The organism is Jiangella alba (assembly GCF_900106035.1).
GTDB lineage: Bacteria > Actinomycetota > Actinomycetes > Jiangellales > Jiangellaceae > Jiangella > Jiangella alba.
This window is the reverse complement of record NZ_FNUC01000004.1, coordinates 3281547-3295092: the sequence shown is the minus strand read 5'-3', so window position 1 is coordinate 3295092 and position 13546 is coordinate 3281547. Positions and strand designations below refer to the sequence as shown.

Annotated in this window: 10 protein-coding genes and 1 pseudogene; 2 read left to right on the top strand and 9 right to left on the bottom strand. The window is 72.9% G+C overall.

The features are described 5' to 3' along the window. Positions 1 to 75: 75 nt before the first annotated feature. The 6 genes from BLV02_RS33095 to BLV02_RS33070 form a co-directional block, all read right to left on the bottom strand. Entirely contained in the window at positions 76 to 942 is an 867-nt protein-coding gene (locus BLV02_RS33095) for a sugar phosphate isomerase/epimerase family protein (RefSeq protein WP_069113641.1), read from the bottom strand. 84 nt (positions 943 to 1026) lie between these two features. Beyond that, positions 1027 to 2262, bottom strand: coding sequence for a substrate-binding domain-containing protein (locus BLV02_RS33090; protein ID WP_069113642.1), 1236 nt, complete (start codon positions 2260 to 2262; stop codon positions 1027 to 1029). Between the two features lie 69 nt (positions 2263 to 2331). Beyond that, a complete protein-coding gene (locus BLV02_RS33085; RefSeq protein WP_069113643.1) occupies positions 2332 to 3384 on the bottom strand; it encodes an ABC transporter permease in 1053 nt (350 codons plus the stop codon). Continuing rightward, positions 3381 to 4469 carry an ABC transporter permease gene (locus tag BLV02_RS33080; protein WP_069113644.1) on the bottom strand — a complete coding sequence of 363 codons (1089 nt, stop codon included), beginning with the start codon at positions 4467 to 4469 and terminating at the stop codon, positions 3381 to 3383. Before BLV02_RS33080 ends, BLV02_RS33085 begins: the two co-directional genes overlap by 4 nt. Then, positions 4466 to 5980, bottom strand: a complete 1515-nt coding sequence (locus BLV02_RS33075) for a sugar ABC transporter ATP-binding protein (RefSeq protein ID WP_069113645.1) — start codon at positions 5978 to 5980, stop codon at positions 4466 to 4468. Before BLV02_RS33075 ends, BLV02_RS33080 begins: the two co-directional genes overlap by 4 nt. Then, a complete protein-coding gene (locus BLV02_RS33070) occupies positions 5977 to 7116 on the bottom strand; it encodes a Gfo/Idh/MocA family protein (RefSeq protein WP_074946875.1) in 1140 nt (379 codons plus the stop codon). Before BLV02_RS33070 ends, BLV02_RS33075 begins: the two co-directional genes overlap by 4 nt. 111 nt (positions 7117 to 7227) lie before the next feature. Between BLV02_RS33070 and BLV02_RS33065 the strand changes: the two genes are divergently transcribed. Both BLV02_RS33065 and BLV02_RS33060 read left to right on the top strand, forming a co-directional pair. Beyond that, positions 7228 to 8463 carry an ROK family transcriptional regulator gene (locus tag BLV02_RS33065; protein WP_069113647.1) on the top strand — a complete coding sequence of 412 codons (1236 nt, stop codon included), beginning with the start codon at positions 7228 to 7230 and terminating at the stop codon, positions 8461 to 8463. A gap of 74 nt (positions 8464 to 8537) precedes the next feature. After that, positions 8538 to 9323 (top strand): SHOCT domain-containing protein, encoded by a 786-nt coding sequence (locus BLV02_RS33060; protein WP_069113648.1) that lies wholly within the window; start codon positions 8538 to 8540, stop codon positions 9321 to 9323. Positions 9324 to 9887: 564 nt separating this feature from the next. Here the strand turns inward: BLV02_RS33060 and BLV02_RS33055 are convergent. The 3 genes and pseudogenes from BLV02_RS33055 to xylB form a co-directional block, all read right to left on the bottom strand. Further along, positions 9888 to 10529 (bottom strand): FMN reductase, encoded by a 642-nt coding sequence (locus BLV02_RS33055; protein WP_069113649.1) that lies wholly within the window; start codon positions 10527 to 10529, stop codon positions 9888 to 9890. After that, on the bottom strand, positions 10526 to 11674 hold the full coding sequence (locus BLV02_RS33050; protein WP_069113650.1) for an LLM class flavin-dependent oxidoreductase: 1149 nt from the start codon (positions 11672 to 11674) through the stop codon (positions 10526 to 10528). Before BLV02_RS33050 ends, BLV02_RS33055 begins: the two co-directional genes overlap by 4 nt. 477 nt (positions 11675 to 12151) lie before the next feature. Beyond that, a pseudogene (gene xylB, locus BLV02_RS33040) lies at positions 12152 to 13530 on the bottom strand (xylulokinase). Positions 13531 to 13546: the final 16 nt, after the last annotated feature.

Below are 13546 nucleotides of genomic sequence, written 5' to 3'. Positions count from 1 at the left end.
TTCCTCCAGGGAAAGAGCGACGATGCTTCTCGAAACCCCGCGGCGTGCCGGCGCCGGCGGTCGTGCGTGGTGCGGTCAGGCGTGGTGCTGCGGTACCACTCCCCTCAGGAAGGCCAGTCCGTCGACGGCGATGGCGTCCTGGCTCGCGGCCAGCGGCCGCCAGATGGACGCCGCGGTCGCGATGGTCGCGTTGTCGGCGGTGAAGGACTCGATGACCAGCGGGCCGGTGTAGCCCGCCGCGTCCAGCGCGGCGACGATGCCGGGCCAGTCGAGGTGGTCCGCGCCCGGCGCGCCGCGGTCGTTGGCGCACACCTGGACATGCGCGATGCGCCCGGCGGCCCGCGCGATCGCTCCGGTGACGGACTGCTCCTCGATGTTCATGTGGTAGACGTCCAGCGCCAGGCCGATGCCGTCGGCCGGCAGCCCGTCGATCGCCTCGAGCGCCTGGTCGACGGTGTTGATCAGGCTGGTCTCGTAGCGGTTCAATGGCTCGACGGCCACGGTGACGCCGGCGGCGCGGGCGTGCTCGACCACCGGGCCGAGCCCGTCGCGCAGTTCGGCGTAGTGGGCGGCGCGCTCGGACGGCGTCATCCGCCAGGTCCGCCCGACCGACGCGTACGCGGGCCCGGCGATGGCCGGCGCGCCCACCGTCGCGGCGACGTCGACGACGTGGCGCAGGTAGTCACGGGTGTGGGCGACGGTGTCCGGGTCCGCCGCGACCAGCTCGCGGCCGTCGCCCATGACCAGCGCGACCGCCGCCGACAAGCCGTGGTCGCCCAGCACCTTGGCGGCGCGGGCCGGGTCCCAGTCGCCCGGGTTCTCGACCGGCAGCTCGACGACGTCGAAGCCCCAGCCGCTGATCCGCGGCGCCAGCTCGGCCAGCGCGGCGTCGGTGAGCGGCGACGTCCACACCCACGTGTTGACCCCGAACGCTCTGCTCACGTGCGGACTCCTCTCCCCGCCGTGCCCCGCCGGCCGCGGTGCGCGCGGCCGGCGGGGGTGGCGACTCGGTTCAGGCGGTGCCGATCAGCGGTCCTGCCAGGCCGCCGGGAAGCCCGGCAGGTCCTCGCCGCCGAACTTGGCGTAGTGCAGGCTGGGCATGTCGGCGTTGCGGTCGAGGAACTCGTCGCGGTCGTCCTCGGTGATCTCGTCCTGCGGGAGCACCCACTCCACCGGCACCTGCTCGCCGGCCCAGATCATCGTCGCGGCGAGGATCGGGGTGCGCCACTGGAAGTTCGAGTAGACCGGGGCGACCGCCGTTATGTCGGTCTCCTGCCACTTGCGCAGGAAGCTCAGCTCGTCCTCGCCGACCATGACCGGGTAGTCGTTGCCGGTGTCCTCGAACGCCTCGACGGCCGCGACGGCGCCGTCACCGGCGTCCATCCAGATGCCGTCGACGTCGCCGCGCTGCAGGTACTGCGTGACGATGTTCTTGATCTCCGCGCCGTCGCCGCCGGTGAACTCGTCGCCGAGGATCTCCAGCTCGCTGTCGCCGAAGATCTCCTGCGCCGCCGCCCAGCGGTTCTCCAGCACGTCGACACCCGGCAGGATCCGCAGCGCCAGCACCTTCGAGCCCGGCTCCAGGTTCTCGACCAGGAACTCCGCGCCGTCCGCGCCGTAGGCGTAGCCGCCGATCGGGTGGATGAACGTCGCCATGCAGTCGGAGTTGACGCCGCGGTCGAACACGATGACCGGGACGCCGCTCGCGCAGGCCGCCTCGACCGCCGGGGTCAGGGTGGCCGTCGTCGACGGCGAGATGATGATGGCGTTGCAGTCCCCGGCGTCGATGAACGCCTGGATGTCGGAGATCTGCTTGTTGTCGTCGTCGGCGGCGTCGGAGACCCGGAACTCGCCGATCAGGCCCTGCTGCTGCAGCACCTCCACCTGCTGCTGCATGGTGATCCAGCCGGTGACCCGCCACGGGTTGCTGACCGAGGCGTTCGAGAAGCAGAGCGTGTTGCCGTCCTGCGCGTACTGCGCGGTGTCGACGTACTCCGGCTCGATCGCCTGCAGCCACGGCGTGGCCGGGTCGCCCTCGGGCGCGATGTCACGCTGGGCCAGCTGCCGGTCGTAGTCGGCGCGGACGAAGAACTCGCCGTCGGCCGTCTCGTCCTCCGGCTCCTCGCCCTCGGCGCCCGGGTCCTCGCCGGCCGCCTCGGTCTCCTCGGGCGCCGCGGTGTCGGACGGCTCGTCGGTGGTGCAGGCCGCGAGCGTCAGGGCCGCGGCAGCAGCCGCCGCCAGTAGAGCGCGCGTAGTGCGCATCGTTCCCCCTCCTTGGGTGACGACGAAAATGACATAGCCGCCTCGGCTGAGAAGCGTGCCTCGGCGGAGTCAGGCTTCGTTCGGTTGCGGTTGGGACGGGACTTCCTGGTGGTGCCGGGGACGCGCCCTCTCACGGGCCGCGTAGGCGACGGCCGCGATGATGATCACGCCTTGAACCGCCGGCCGGATGGTCGACGGCATGCTCAACTGGTTGAACAGGACGAACAGGGCCTCGAGGGTGAGCGCGCCGGCCATCGCCGCCACGACCCAGCCCCGGCCGCCGCCGAGCGCGGCGCCGCCGAGCACCACCGCCGTGATCGCGGTGAACTCCAAACCCTGTCCCACCTGCGCCGTGACACCGGCGTAGCCGCCGATGAGGATCGCGGCCAGCGTGGCCAGCACGCTGGAGATGACGAACGCCAGCGTGCGCACCCGCCAGACCCGGACGCCGGAGAACCCCGCGGCGCGCTCGTTGTCGCCGGTGGCGATCAACGTGCGGCCGTACGAGCTGCGCATGACCGCCACGGCGATGATGACGATCCCGACCAGGATCATCAGCGCCCACGGCAGTTGCCGTACGACCGACATGTCGATGCCGCCGCGTCCGGGCTGGCGGAAGGCCTCGGACAGGGCACCGGTCGGCGCGCCGCCGGTCCACAACCGGATCGCGCCGTAGAGCACCAGCATCATGCCGAGCGTCGTGATGAACGACTGCACCTTGAGCAGTGTGGTGATCAGCCCGTTGATCAGGCCGACGAGAATGCCGAAGCCGAGCATCAGCAGGATGACGGGGACCGTGCGGCCCTCCTCGCCGTCGATCAGCGCGGCGGCGATGACCACCTGCGCGCCGACCAGCGACCCGACCGACAGGTCGAACTCGCCGGACACGATGACGAAGTACTGGCCGATGGCCAGGATCATCAGCGGCGCGGCCTGCTTGAGGAACGCCATCAGCGACGGCGGCTCGGCGAAGCTCGGGTTCACGATGAAGATCGCCGCGAACACGACGATGAGCAGGGCGAACACCGTGGCGCTGCCGCCGCCGAAGACCCGCGCGAGCAGGTCGCCGGCCCGCGAGCCGGCGCTGCGCTGCGGCGTGGGCTGCTGCGTGGTGACGGTCATCGGGGGCCTCCGGCGAGCTCTGGCGTCGGCTGATCGGGCCTCGGTCCGGGTGGCGCGGAGCCGCCGCTGCCGCCGTCACCGCCGAATCTGACGCGGCTGGCCTTGCGGTCGATCTGCCGGCGGGCGTAGATCGCGACGGCGGCGACGATGATGGTGCCGCGCAGCACGTCCTTGAAGAACGGGTCGACCGCGAGGATGTTGAAGACGGTGTCGAGCACGGCCAGGATCAGCACGCCGGCGATCGTCCCGGCGATGCCGCCGCGGCCGCCCAGCAGCAGCGTCCCGCCCAGCACCACCGCCGCGATCGACTCCAGGTCGTAGCCGGAGTTGTAGACCAGCGCGCTGCCGGTGCCGAAGCGGGCCGCGATCAGCAGGCCGGCGATGCCCGCCGCGATCGAGCAGAGCACGTGCGCCGTCACCAGCACCCGGCCGGTGCGGATGCCGGACAGCCGCGCGACGTCCGCGCTGCCGCCGACGGCGAACATGTGGTACCCGGTGCGGGTCTTGCGCAGGAACAGGATGCCGGCGACCGCGACGATCAGCATGACCAGCGTCGACACCGGGATCGGGCCGATGCGGCTGAAGCCGAACTGCTGGAACGAGCTGGGCACCGCGCCGGCCGGGCCCTGGTACTCGGTGTCCAGGTAGCCCTTGATGATGAGGCCGACGCCGAGCGTCGCGATGAACGGGTTGACCTTCAGCACCGACACGATCAGGCCGTTGCACAGGCCGATCCCGCCGGCCACCAGCAGCACGGCGACGATCGCCAGCGGCACCCGCGCGGGGTCGCCGTTCATCGTCGTCGCCGCGATCAGGCTGCTCAGCGCCATGACGTAGCCGACGGACAGGTCCAGCGACCGGCACAGGATGACCAGCGTCTGGCCGATGGCGACGAACCCGAGCAGGCTGGACCGGCTCAGGATGTCGCGGGTGTTGGCGATGCTGAACAGGTTCTGGTCGTCCAGCGCCACCAGGATCGCGCCGATGACGAGCACGCCGGCCAGCGCCAGCCACACCAGTTCGGTGGCGCCCAGCCGGCGGCGGGCCTCCTTGCCGGTCCCGGTGACCGCGACCGCGCGGCTCATCGCTGGGTTCCTTCGGTCTCGTGGCCCGTGGCCAGTGCCATCACGGTCTCCTCATCAGCGCCGGCGGGGAGTTCGCCCGCGACGCGGCCGTCCCGGAGAACGACGATGCGGTCGGCCATCCCGAGCACTTCGGGCAGCTCGGACGAGATCATCAGGATCGCCACGCCCTGCGCCGACAGCTCGCGCATCAGCGTGTAGACCCGCTCCTTCGCGCCGACGTCGATGCCGCGGGTGGGCTCGTCGAGCACGATCGCCTTCGGTTCGGTGGCCAGCCACTTGGCCAGCACGACCTTCTGCTGGTTGCCGCCGGACAGGAAGCGCACCTCCTGGCTGCTGCCGCGCGAGACCAGCTCCAGCGACGACAGGATGCCGGGGATCCGCCGCGCCCCCTGCGACGCGCGGCGCGGCAGGACGGCGTCCAGCACCAGCCGGGCGTTCGCGGCGATGGACTGGTTGAGCACCAGGCCCTCGCCCTTGCGGTCCTCGGTCACCAGCGCCAGCCCGGCCCGCACCGCCTGACGCGGCGACCGCGCGGTGAGCGGGCGCCCGTCCAGGCGCACCGTGCCGCGGGTGAACCGGTCGACGCCGAACAGGGCGTGCGCGATCTCGGTGCGGCCGCTGCCCTGCAGCCCGGCCAGCGCGACGATCTCGCCGCCGCGGACGTCCAGGTCGATGCCGTCGAGCTGTTCGTTGCCGCCGCCGCGGATCTCGAGGCGGACGTCGCCGGCCTCGGTGCCGGGCAGCTTGTCCGGGAAGAAGCTGGCGATCGGGCGGCCGACCATCTTGCGCACCAGCTCGTCCGAGGTGATGTCGGACGTGGCGACGGTGTCCACCAGCGCGCCGTCCTTGAGGATGGTCACCCGGTCGGACAGGTCGAAGATCTCCTTGAGCCGGTGTGAGACGTAGAGGATGGCGACGCCGCGCTCCTTCAGCTTCGCGACGAGGCGGTAGAGCAGCTCCACCTCCTCGTCGGCCAGCGCCGCGGTCGGCTCGTCCATCGAGATGATCCGCGCGTCGTAGGACAGCGCCTTGACGATCTCGACGATCTGCTGGCCGGCCACCGACAGCGAGCTGACCCGGGTCTCCGGCCGCAGCCAGGTCAGCCCGAGGTCGTCCAGCAGCGCCGCGGTGTCGGCGTGCATCCGGCCGGCGTCGACCAGCCGGTTGCGGCGCGGCTCGCGGCCGAGGAACACGTTCTCGGCGACGGTGCGCTCCGGCAGCAGGTTGAACTCCTGGAACACCGTCGACACGCCGGCCTGCTGGGCCAGCAGCGGGTGCTCGAACCGGACCTGCTCGCCGTCCAGCTCGACGCTGCCGCCGTCGGCCTGGTAGACGCCGGCGAGGATCTTCATCAGCGTCGACTTGCCGGCGCCGTTCTCGCCGATCAGCGCGTGCACCTCGCCCGCGCGCAGGTCGAGGTCGACGCCGTGCAGCACCTGGACGCCGAGGAACGACTTCTCGATGCCGCGCATCCGCAGCAGCGTCGTGGCGGGACTTGCCACACCGGTCATTCGGGCACCTCCACCCAGTCGCTCTCGCGGGCCGACGTCACGACGGCCTCGGCCAGCCGGGCGGCGCGCAGGCCGTCGTCGAACGTGGGCAGGCCGTCGGGGATCTCGCCGCCGATGGCCGCCTGGGTGTCGGCGACGAACGCGTCGAAGCAGTCCTGGTAGCCCTGCGGGTGGCCGGCCGGCACCCGGGCGTAGCGGGCGGCCGGCGAGCTGAGCGTCTCGGGGTCGCGGACCAGCTGGCTGCTGCGCTCACGTCCGCCCCACCACAGCTGCTCGGGGTTCTCCTGGTCGAACGAGAGCGAGCCGCGCGAGCCGGAGACCTCCAGCAGCAGCCGGTTCTTCCGGCCCGCCGACACCTGGCTGACGACGACCGAGCCGATCGCGCCGCCGCGGGTGGCGAACTGGACGATCACGACGTCCTCGGTGGTGACGTCGCGCAGCGTCTCGACGCCGCGCAGCTTGTTCACCGTCGACGACTGCGCCGACAGCCGGGCGATGCGTTCCCCCGTCACGAACTCCAGCAGGTCGCACCAGTGCGAGCCGATGTCGCCGAACGCGCGGGTCGGGCCGCCGAGGCGCGGGTCGACCCGCCAGTTGTCGTCGGTCGGGTGCAGCAGCCAGTCCTGCAGGTAGCTGCCGTGGGCGAGGAAGATGCTGCCGACCTCGCCGGCGCGGACCCGCTCGCGCGCCTCGCGCACCATCGGGTGGAAGCGGTAGACGAACGGGACGGCGGCGACGCGGCCGGCCTCACGGGCGGCGGCCGTCATCGCGGCGGCGGCTTCGGTGGAGGTCGCGAGCGGCTTCTCGCACACGACGTGCTTGCCGGCGGCCAGCGCGGCGAGCACGACCGGCTCGTGCAGGTGGTTGGGGGTGCACACGTGGACGACGTCGACGTCGGCGCGGTCCAGCAGGTCGTCGAGGGTCGTGTAGACCGCGTCGGCCTGCAGCTCGCCCTGCGCCGCCGCCGCGCGCTCCGGTGTGGAGCCGACCGCTCCGACCACCCGGCCGCCGGCCACCTGGACCGCCCGCGCATGCACACGGCCCATGAAGCCGGTCCCGACGATCGCTGCCCGGTACCCCGTCTCGGGGAAGGAATCCGCACCGGCCGCGCGGTCTGTGATCGGAGTCACTGCCATGGCAGAGGAACTTAGAGGCACTTTTGCATGTACGTCAAGCAAAAGTTGCGCGGTCGTTACCGCATGTGCGGATGTTGCACAGAAAGAAGTCTGGTGTGTTTCACTAGTGGCATGCTCGAAGGCGTAGGCGTCACGACGTCACGGCCGGCAAACGTCCAGCCCGACGGCGCTTCCATGTACTCGGCGGGGTCGCTGTTCCAGTTGCTGCGCGACGGCCGGCCGCGCACGCGTGCCGAACTGGCGGCCGAGACCGGCCTGGCCCGCTCGACCGTCACCCAGCGCGTCGACGCCCTGCTGGCGAGCAACCTGATCGGCCCGGCCGACAAGGCCGCGTCCACCGGCGGGCGGCCGCCCACCCGGTTCGCGTTCAACCCCAACGCCCGGTACGTGCTGGCCGCCGACATCGGCGCCACGCACGCCCGGCTGGCGCTCACCGATCTCGCCGCCGAGGTGCTGGCCCAGTCCGCCGACGACCTCCTCGTCGCGGCCGGCCCCGAGACCGTCCTCGACTGGGTCGACCGCATCGGCCACGAGCTCATCCGCGACGCCGGCCGCGACCCGTCCGACCTCCTCGGCGTGGGCCTCGGCCTGCCCGGCCCGGTCGAGCACTCCACCGGCCGCCCCGTCAGCCCGCCGATCATGCCCGGCTGGGACGGCTTCGACGTGCAGGGCTACCTGCAGGACCGCTTCGGCGCGGTCTCCCTCGTCGACAACGACGTCAACATCATGGCGCTGGGCGAGCACCACGTGGCGTGGAGCGGCGCGCCGCACATGATGTTCGTCAAGGTCGCCACCGGTATCGGCAGCGGCCTGATCAGCGACGGGCGGCTGCATCGCGGCGCCCAGGGCGCCGCCGGCGACATGGGGCACCTGCAGCTCCCGCACGGCACCGACGTCGTCTGCCGCTGTGGCAACACCGGCTGCCTCGAGGCCGTCGCCAGCGGCGCCGCCATCGCCGCCAAGCTCGCCGCCCGCGGCATCGACGCCTCCTCCAGCTTCGACGTCGTCGGGCTGGCCCGCGGCGGGAACATCGAGGCCCTTCAGCTGCTCCGGCAGGCCGGCCGCGACATCGGCGAGGTGCTGGCCGCCGCGGTGAGCCTGTTCAACCCGTCCGTCATCGTCATCGGCGGATCCCTCTCCCAGGCCGGCGAGCACCTCATCGCCGGCGTCCGCGAGATCGTCTACCGGCGGTCGCTGCCACTGGCCACGCAGGACCTCCGCATCGTCCAGTCCAGCACCGGCGACCGCGCCGGCATCATCGGCGCGGCCGTCATGGTCATCGACCACGCCCTGGCGCCGGCGCAGGTCGATCTGCTCATGTCGGCCGCCACCGCCGCCGCCGGCTGACCCGTCCGCCTCGTCACGGGCACCCGGTAGGCTCGGCCCAGCACCTCGCCGCCCCCTGAAAGGCGTCGCCCCCTGTGGCCGAACCCTCCTCGCGCAGCTACAGCGACGAAGCCAGGAACGGCGGCCCCAGCACCGCGTTGCGCCTGGTCGACCGCGGCGAGGACGCACGCGTCTTCTCCGGCGACCCCGACGACTTCCTCGAGACCCCGTCGGTCCCCTTGGCCGTGCTGGGGTTCCTCGCCCTGACGGTGCTGTCCGTGGTGGGCGTCCGGTTCATCACGATCGCCCTGTGGACGGACGATCCCGTCCTCCCGTGGTTCTGGAACGTGGCCTGGCTGCTCGTCCCGTGGGTGGTCCTGGGTCCGCTCTGGGCATGGTTCATCCGGTGGCAGCTGCGCCGGCGCAAGATCCGTCGCGGCCGCGAGGCCATGGCCACGATCGCGAGCGGCACCGACCCGGAGCACGGGCGGGCCGTCTGGGTGTCCTACCCGACGGGCGACCCGACGTCCTGGCGGTCGGTCACCGTCCTGGTCGTCGCCGAGGCGCCCGGCGGCGAGGTGATCTTCGTCGACGCCCGGTCGCGCAGCCGGCCCGGCCACGGCCTGTTCACCATCGGCGACCCGGTGTGGATCTGGCGGGGCTCCGACGGATGGGCGTTCGGCCAGGTCGCACGGCACGGCCACGACCCGACCCACTCCCCTGCCGACGAGCCGCGCATACCGACGTTCGAGGAGCTGAACGGCGGCAGGAGCCCGGCGTTCTTCGCGACGGAGCTGGCCGAGCTGGCCGCACAGTACCGCTCCGGCTCCCTCACCCGGGACGAGTACGAGACGGCCAAGGACCGCCTGCTGGGCATCTGATCGGCGGGACGCCGAGCCCTATGCGGGGGGCCGAGCCCGCCGCGTGCCGAGCCTCGACGTGCGTGTGCGAAGCGCCCGAACCCACCGCGTACAGCCGCGCCTCGACGAGCGTGCGCGAGACGCCCGAGCCCACCGCGTACGGCCGCGCCTCGACGAGCGTGCGCGAGACGCCCGAACCCGCCGCGTACGGCCGCGCCTCGACGAGCGTGCGCGAGGCACCCGCGCCCACCGCGTACGGCCGCGCCTCGACGAGCGTGCGCGAGACGCCCGAACCCGCCCCGTACCGAACCTCGACGAGCGTGCGCGAAGCGCCCGAACCCGCGGCGTGCGGCCGCCAGCCCGTCCCCGGCACGACGTCGTCCCACCGGCGCCAGGCCGGACCTGCCCGCCAGATCATCACCCAGCCAAGTGCCACCAGCCGGGCACCGCCACCCGCCCGTCGCCCAGGCCCGCCACCGCCCGTCGCCCAGGCCCGTCACCCGACCCGCAAGCGCCACCCGCCTACCACCCGGCCGGGCACCCGCACGCAGCCCCGCCCGGGCTACGCAGCGCCACCCCGGCCGGTCAGTTCTCCGCGAGCAGCTGCTCGAACGGCGTCGGCACGGCGAACGGGTCGGCCGCCTGGCGCGGTTCGCGGTCGCTGACCAGTTCGGCGAACTCGCGGGCGCCGCGCTCGATGCGCCGGGTCAGCCCGGTCGGCACCGCGCCGCCGTCGCCGTCACCCGCGTTCTCCGCACCCCAATCGGAGGTCGCCGCGTACACGGCCGTCGGCACGACGATGGCGTGCAGGTAGGTGAACAGCGGCCGCATCGCGTGCTCCAGCGCCAGCGAGTGCCGCTCGGTCCCACCGGTCGCGCCGAGCAGCACCGGCATCCCGTCGAGCGCGTCGGCCTCGACCACGTCGAAGAAGGTCTTGAACAGGCCGCTGTAGGAGGCGGTGAAGATCGGCGACACCGTGATCAGCCCGTCGGCCGTCGTCACCGCCTCGATCGCCTGCTCCAGCGACGCGCTCGGGAAGCCGCTGAGCAGGTGGTTCGTCAGATCGTGCGCGTGCTCGCGCAGTTCGACCACGCGCAGGTCGACGTCGACGTCGCGGGCGGCGAACTGGCGGCCGGCGGCGTCGGCGAGCCGGTCGGCCAGCAACCGGGTCGACGACGGCTGGCGCAGGCCCGCCGACACCACCGCGATGCGCCGCGACGTCGTCATCGGGCGGCCTCCGCGTTCTCCGCCGTCCGGCCGGTGACGTCGTCCTCGGCGTGCACCGTCGCGTCGCGCGCCCCGCCGGCCGCCGCCACCAGCGACGCGTGCGTCGGCGCGTCGGGGATGTGCTCCGGGCGGCCGTTCGCCATCTCGCGGCGCAGCACCGGCACGACCTCCGTGCCGAGGATCTCGATCTGCTCCAGGACGATGTCGAGCGGCAGGCCCGCGTGGTCCATCAGGAACAACTGGCGCTGATAGTGCCCGACGTCGTCGCGCATGGCCGCGTACCGGTCGATGACCTGCTGCGGGCTGCCCACCGTGAGCGGCGTCTGGTCCATGAACTCCTCCAGCGAGGGCCCGTGGCCGTACACCGGCGCGACGTCGAAGTACGGGCGGAATTCGCGGATCGCGTCCTGCGAGTTGGGCCGCATGAACACCTGCCCGCCGAGCCCCACGATCGCGGTGTCGGCCGGGCCGTGGCCGTAGTGCTCGAAGCGGCGGCGGTACAGGCCCACCATCTGCTTCGTGTGCGACATCGGCCAGAAGATGTTGTTGTGGAAGAACCCGTCGCCGTAATAGGCGGCCTGCTCGGCGATCTCCGGGCTGCGGATCGAGCCGTGCCACACGAACGGCGGCACGCCGTCCAGCGGCCGCGGGGTCGACGTGAAGCCCTGCAGCGGGGTGCGGAACCGTCCCTGCCAGTCGACGACGTCCTCTCTCCACAGGCGGTGCAACAGCGCGTAGTTCTCCACAGCCAGCGCGATGCCGTCGCGGATGTCCTTGCCGAACCACGGGTACACCGGGCCGGTGTTACCGCGGCCCATCATGAGGTCGACCCGGCCGTCGGTGAGGTGCTGCAGCTTGGCGTAGTTCTCCGCGATCAGCACCGGGTCGGTGGTCGTGATCAGCGTCGTCGCCGTCGAGAGGATGATCCGCTCGGTCTGCGCGCCGATGTAGGCCAGCGTGGTCGTCGGCGCCGACGCGATGAACGGCGGGTTGTGGTGCTCGCCGGTCGCGAAGACGTCCAGGCCGACCTCCTCGGCCTTCCTCGCGATCGCCACCGTCGCCTTGATCCGCTCGTTCTCGGTAGGCGTCCGCCCCGTGGTGGGATCGGTGGTCACGTCCCCCACCGTGAAGATCCCGAACTGCATCTCGCGTCACTCCCTCTCGCCGACTGTTGACGTGTCAACCAAATCTAACCGCCACAACCGGCCGACGTGTGCCCGTATTCCAGAGTGTCACGCCCGGCGTCGCCGTGCAGCCACCCCCGACCCGCCATGGCGTGCGGTTTCACGCCCTTCCCGCGGCCGAATCGCCCTCCGAACCGCCACCGTCGGCTGCCAGTGAGCACGGCGCGGGGGTACGCGATCGCCGCCACCTCCGCGCCATCCTCCGGCTCCCAGGAGCACGGCGCGGAGCCGTACGCGATCGCCGTCCACCTCCGCGCCACCTCTCTGCCGGTACTACGTTGCGCCGTCAGCCCCACCAGCACCGCCACCCACACAGGTGATCGCCGCCACCGCGGCGTGCGGCGCACGCCGTCCACGACGCGACGCCGCTGCCCGAGCCGCCGCCGTCGGCGTGAGTCCCACCGGCACCGCCACCCACACCGGCGCCCGCAATCACCGTCAGCCGTGCAGGCGTTCCCGGGCCGCCGCGTACGCCTCGCGCACCCCGGCGCCCGCCGCCGCGTCGACCGTCGTCTCCAGGTCGAGCGGCCAGGGCGGCGGGGTCGCGTCGCCGGAGAGCGCCCACGCCGCCTGCCGAGCGGCGCCCAGCGCGACGTACTCGCCCGGGGCCGGCACGACCACCGGAGTCCCGAACACCTCCGCCGCGACGGCCCGGACCGCGGCCGACTTCGCCGCACCGCCGATCAGCAGCACCCGCCGCACCGTCACCCCCTGCGCCGCCAGCGCGTCCACACCGTCGGCGAGCCCGCACAGCATGCCCTCGACGGCGGCCCGGGCCAGGTTCTGCGGCGTCATCGCGGCGCGCGTGAGGTTGACCAGCGAGCCGGTCGCGTCCGGCAGATCCGGCGTCCGCTCGCCGTCGAGGTACGGCAGCAGCACCAGGCCGCCCGCACCGGACTCCGCCTCCAGCGCGAGCCGGTCCAGCCCGGCGAGGTCGGTCCCGAGCAGCGTCGCGGCGGCCGTCAGCACGCGCGCCGCGTTGAGGGTCGCGACCAGCGGCAGGTGCCGGCCGGTCGCGTCGGCGAACCCGGCGACGGTGCCGGTGGGGTCGGCCACCGGCCGCTCGGCCACCGCGAACGCCGTCCCGCTGGTCCCGAGCGAGACGACGACGTCGCCCGGCTCGAGCGTCAGGCCCAGCGCGGCGCCCATGTTGTCGCCGGTGCCGGGCGCGATGGCCGCGCCGGACGCCGTCGAGCCCGTCACCTCGGCCGGACCCGCGACCCGCGGCACGCCGACGGCCCGGCCGAAGCCGAGTTCCAGCAGGTCGGGACGGTACTCGTTGGTCGCGGCGGACCAGTAGCCGGTGCCGGAGGCGTCGCCGCGGTCGGTCACCGCCTGCTCGGGCCGGCCGGCCAGGCGCCAGCTGAGGTAGTCGTGCGGGAGCATGACCTGCTCGACGCGGGCGGCGTGGTCCGGTTCGTGCCGGGCCAGCCAGCGGAGCTTGGTGACGGTGAAACTCGCGACCGGCACCAGGCCGACGGCCTCGGCCCACGCCGCGGGGCCGCCGAGTTCGGCCGTCAGGTCGCGGGCGGCGCCGGCCGAACGCGTGTCGTTCCACAGCAGCGCGGGGCGCACCACCTCACCGGCCGCGTCGAGGACGACCATGCCGTGCTGCTGCCCCCGACGGCGACCGCGGCGGCGCGCTCGAGCAGCCCGTCGCCGGCCTGCTGCAGAGCGTCCCACCAGGCGCGGGGGTCGACCTCGGTGCCGTCGGGATGGTCGGAGCGGCCGGTCGCGACGACGGCGCCCGAGTCGGCGTCGACGAGCACGACCTTGCAGGACTGAGTGGACGAATCGATGCCGGCGACGAGGGTCATGCCCGCATCATGCCCG

Coding starts and splice junctions, on each gene's coding strand:
- BLV02_RS33090 (WP_069113642.1), bottom strand. CDS start 2,262: ATGCGCACTACGCGCGCTCTACTGGCGGCGGCTGCTGCCGCGGCCCTG.
- BLV02_RS33085 (WP_069113643.1), bottom strand. CDS start 3,384: ATGACCGTCACCACGCAGCAGCCCACGCCGCAGCGCAGCGCCGGCTCG.
- BLV02_RS33080 (WP_069113644.1), bottom strand. CDS start 4,469: ATGAGCCGCGCGGTCGCGGTCACCGGGACCGGCAAGGAGGCCCGCCGC.
- BLV02_RS33075 (WP_069113645.1), bottom strand. CDS start 5,980: ATGACCGGTGTGGCAAGTCCCGCCACGACGCTGCTGCGGATGCGCGGC.
- BLV02_RS33070 (WP_074946875.1), bottom strand. CDS start 7,116: ATGGCAGTGACTCCGATCACAGACCGCGCGGCCGGTGCGGATTCCTTC.
- BLV02_RS33065 (WP_069113647.1), top strand. CDS start 7,228: ATGCTCGAAGGCGTAGGCGTCACGACGTCACGGCCGGCAAACGTCCAG.
- BLV02_RS33055 (WP_069113649.1), bottom strand. CDS start 10,529: ATGACGACGTCGCGGCGCATCGCGGTGGTGTCGGCGGGCCTGCGCCAG.
- BLV02_RS33050 (WP_069113650.1), bottom strand. CDS start 11,674: ATGCAGTTCGGGATCTTCACGGTGGGGGACGTGACCACCGATCCCACC.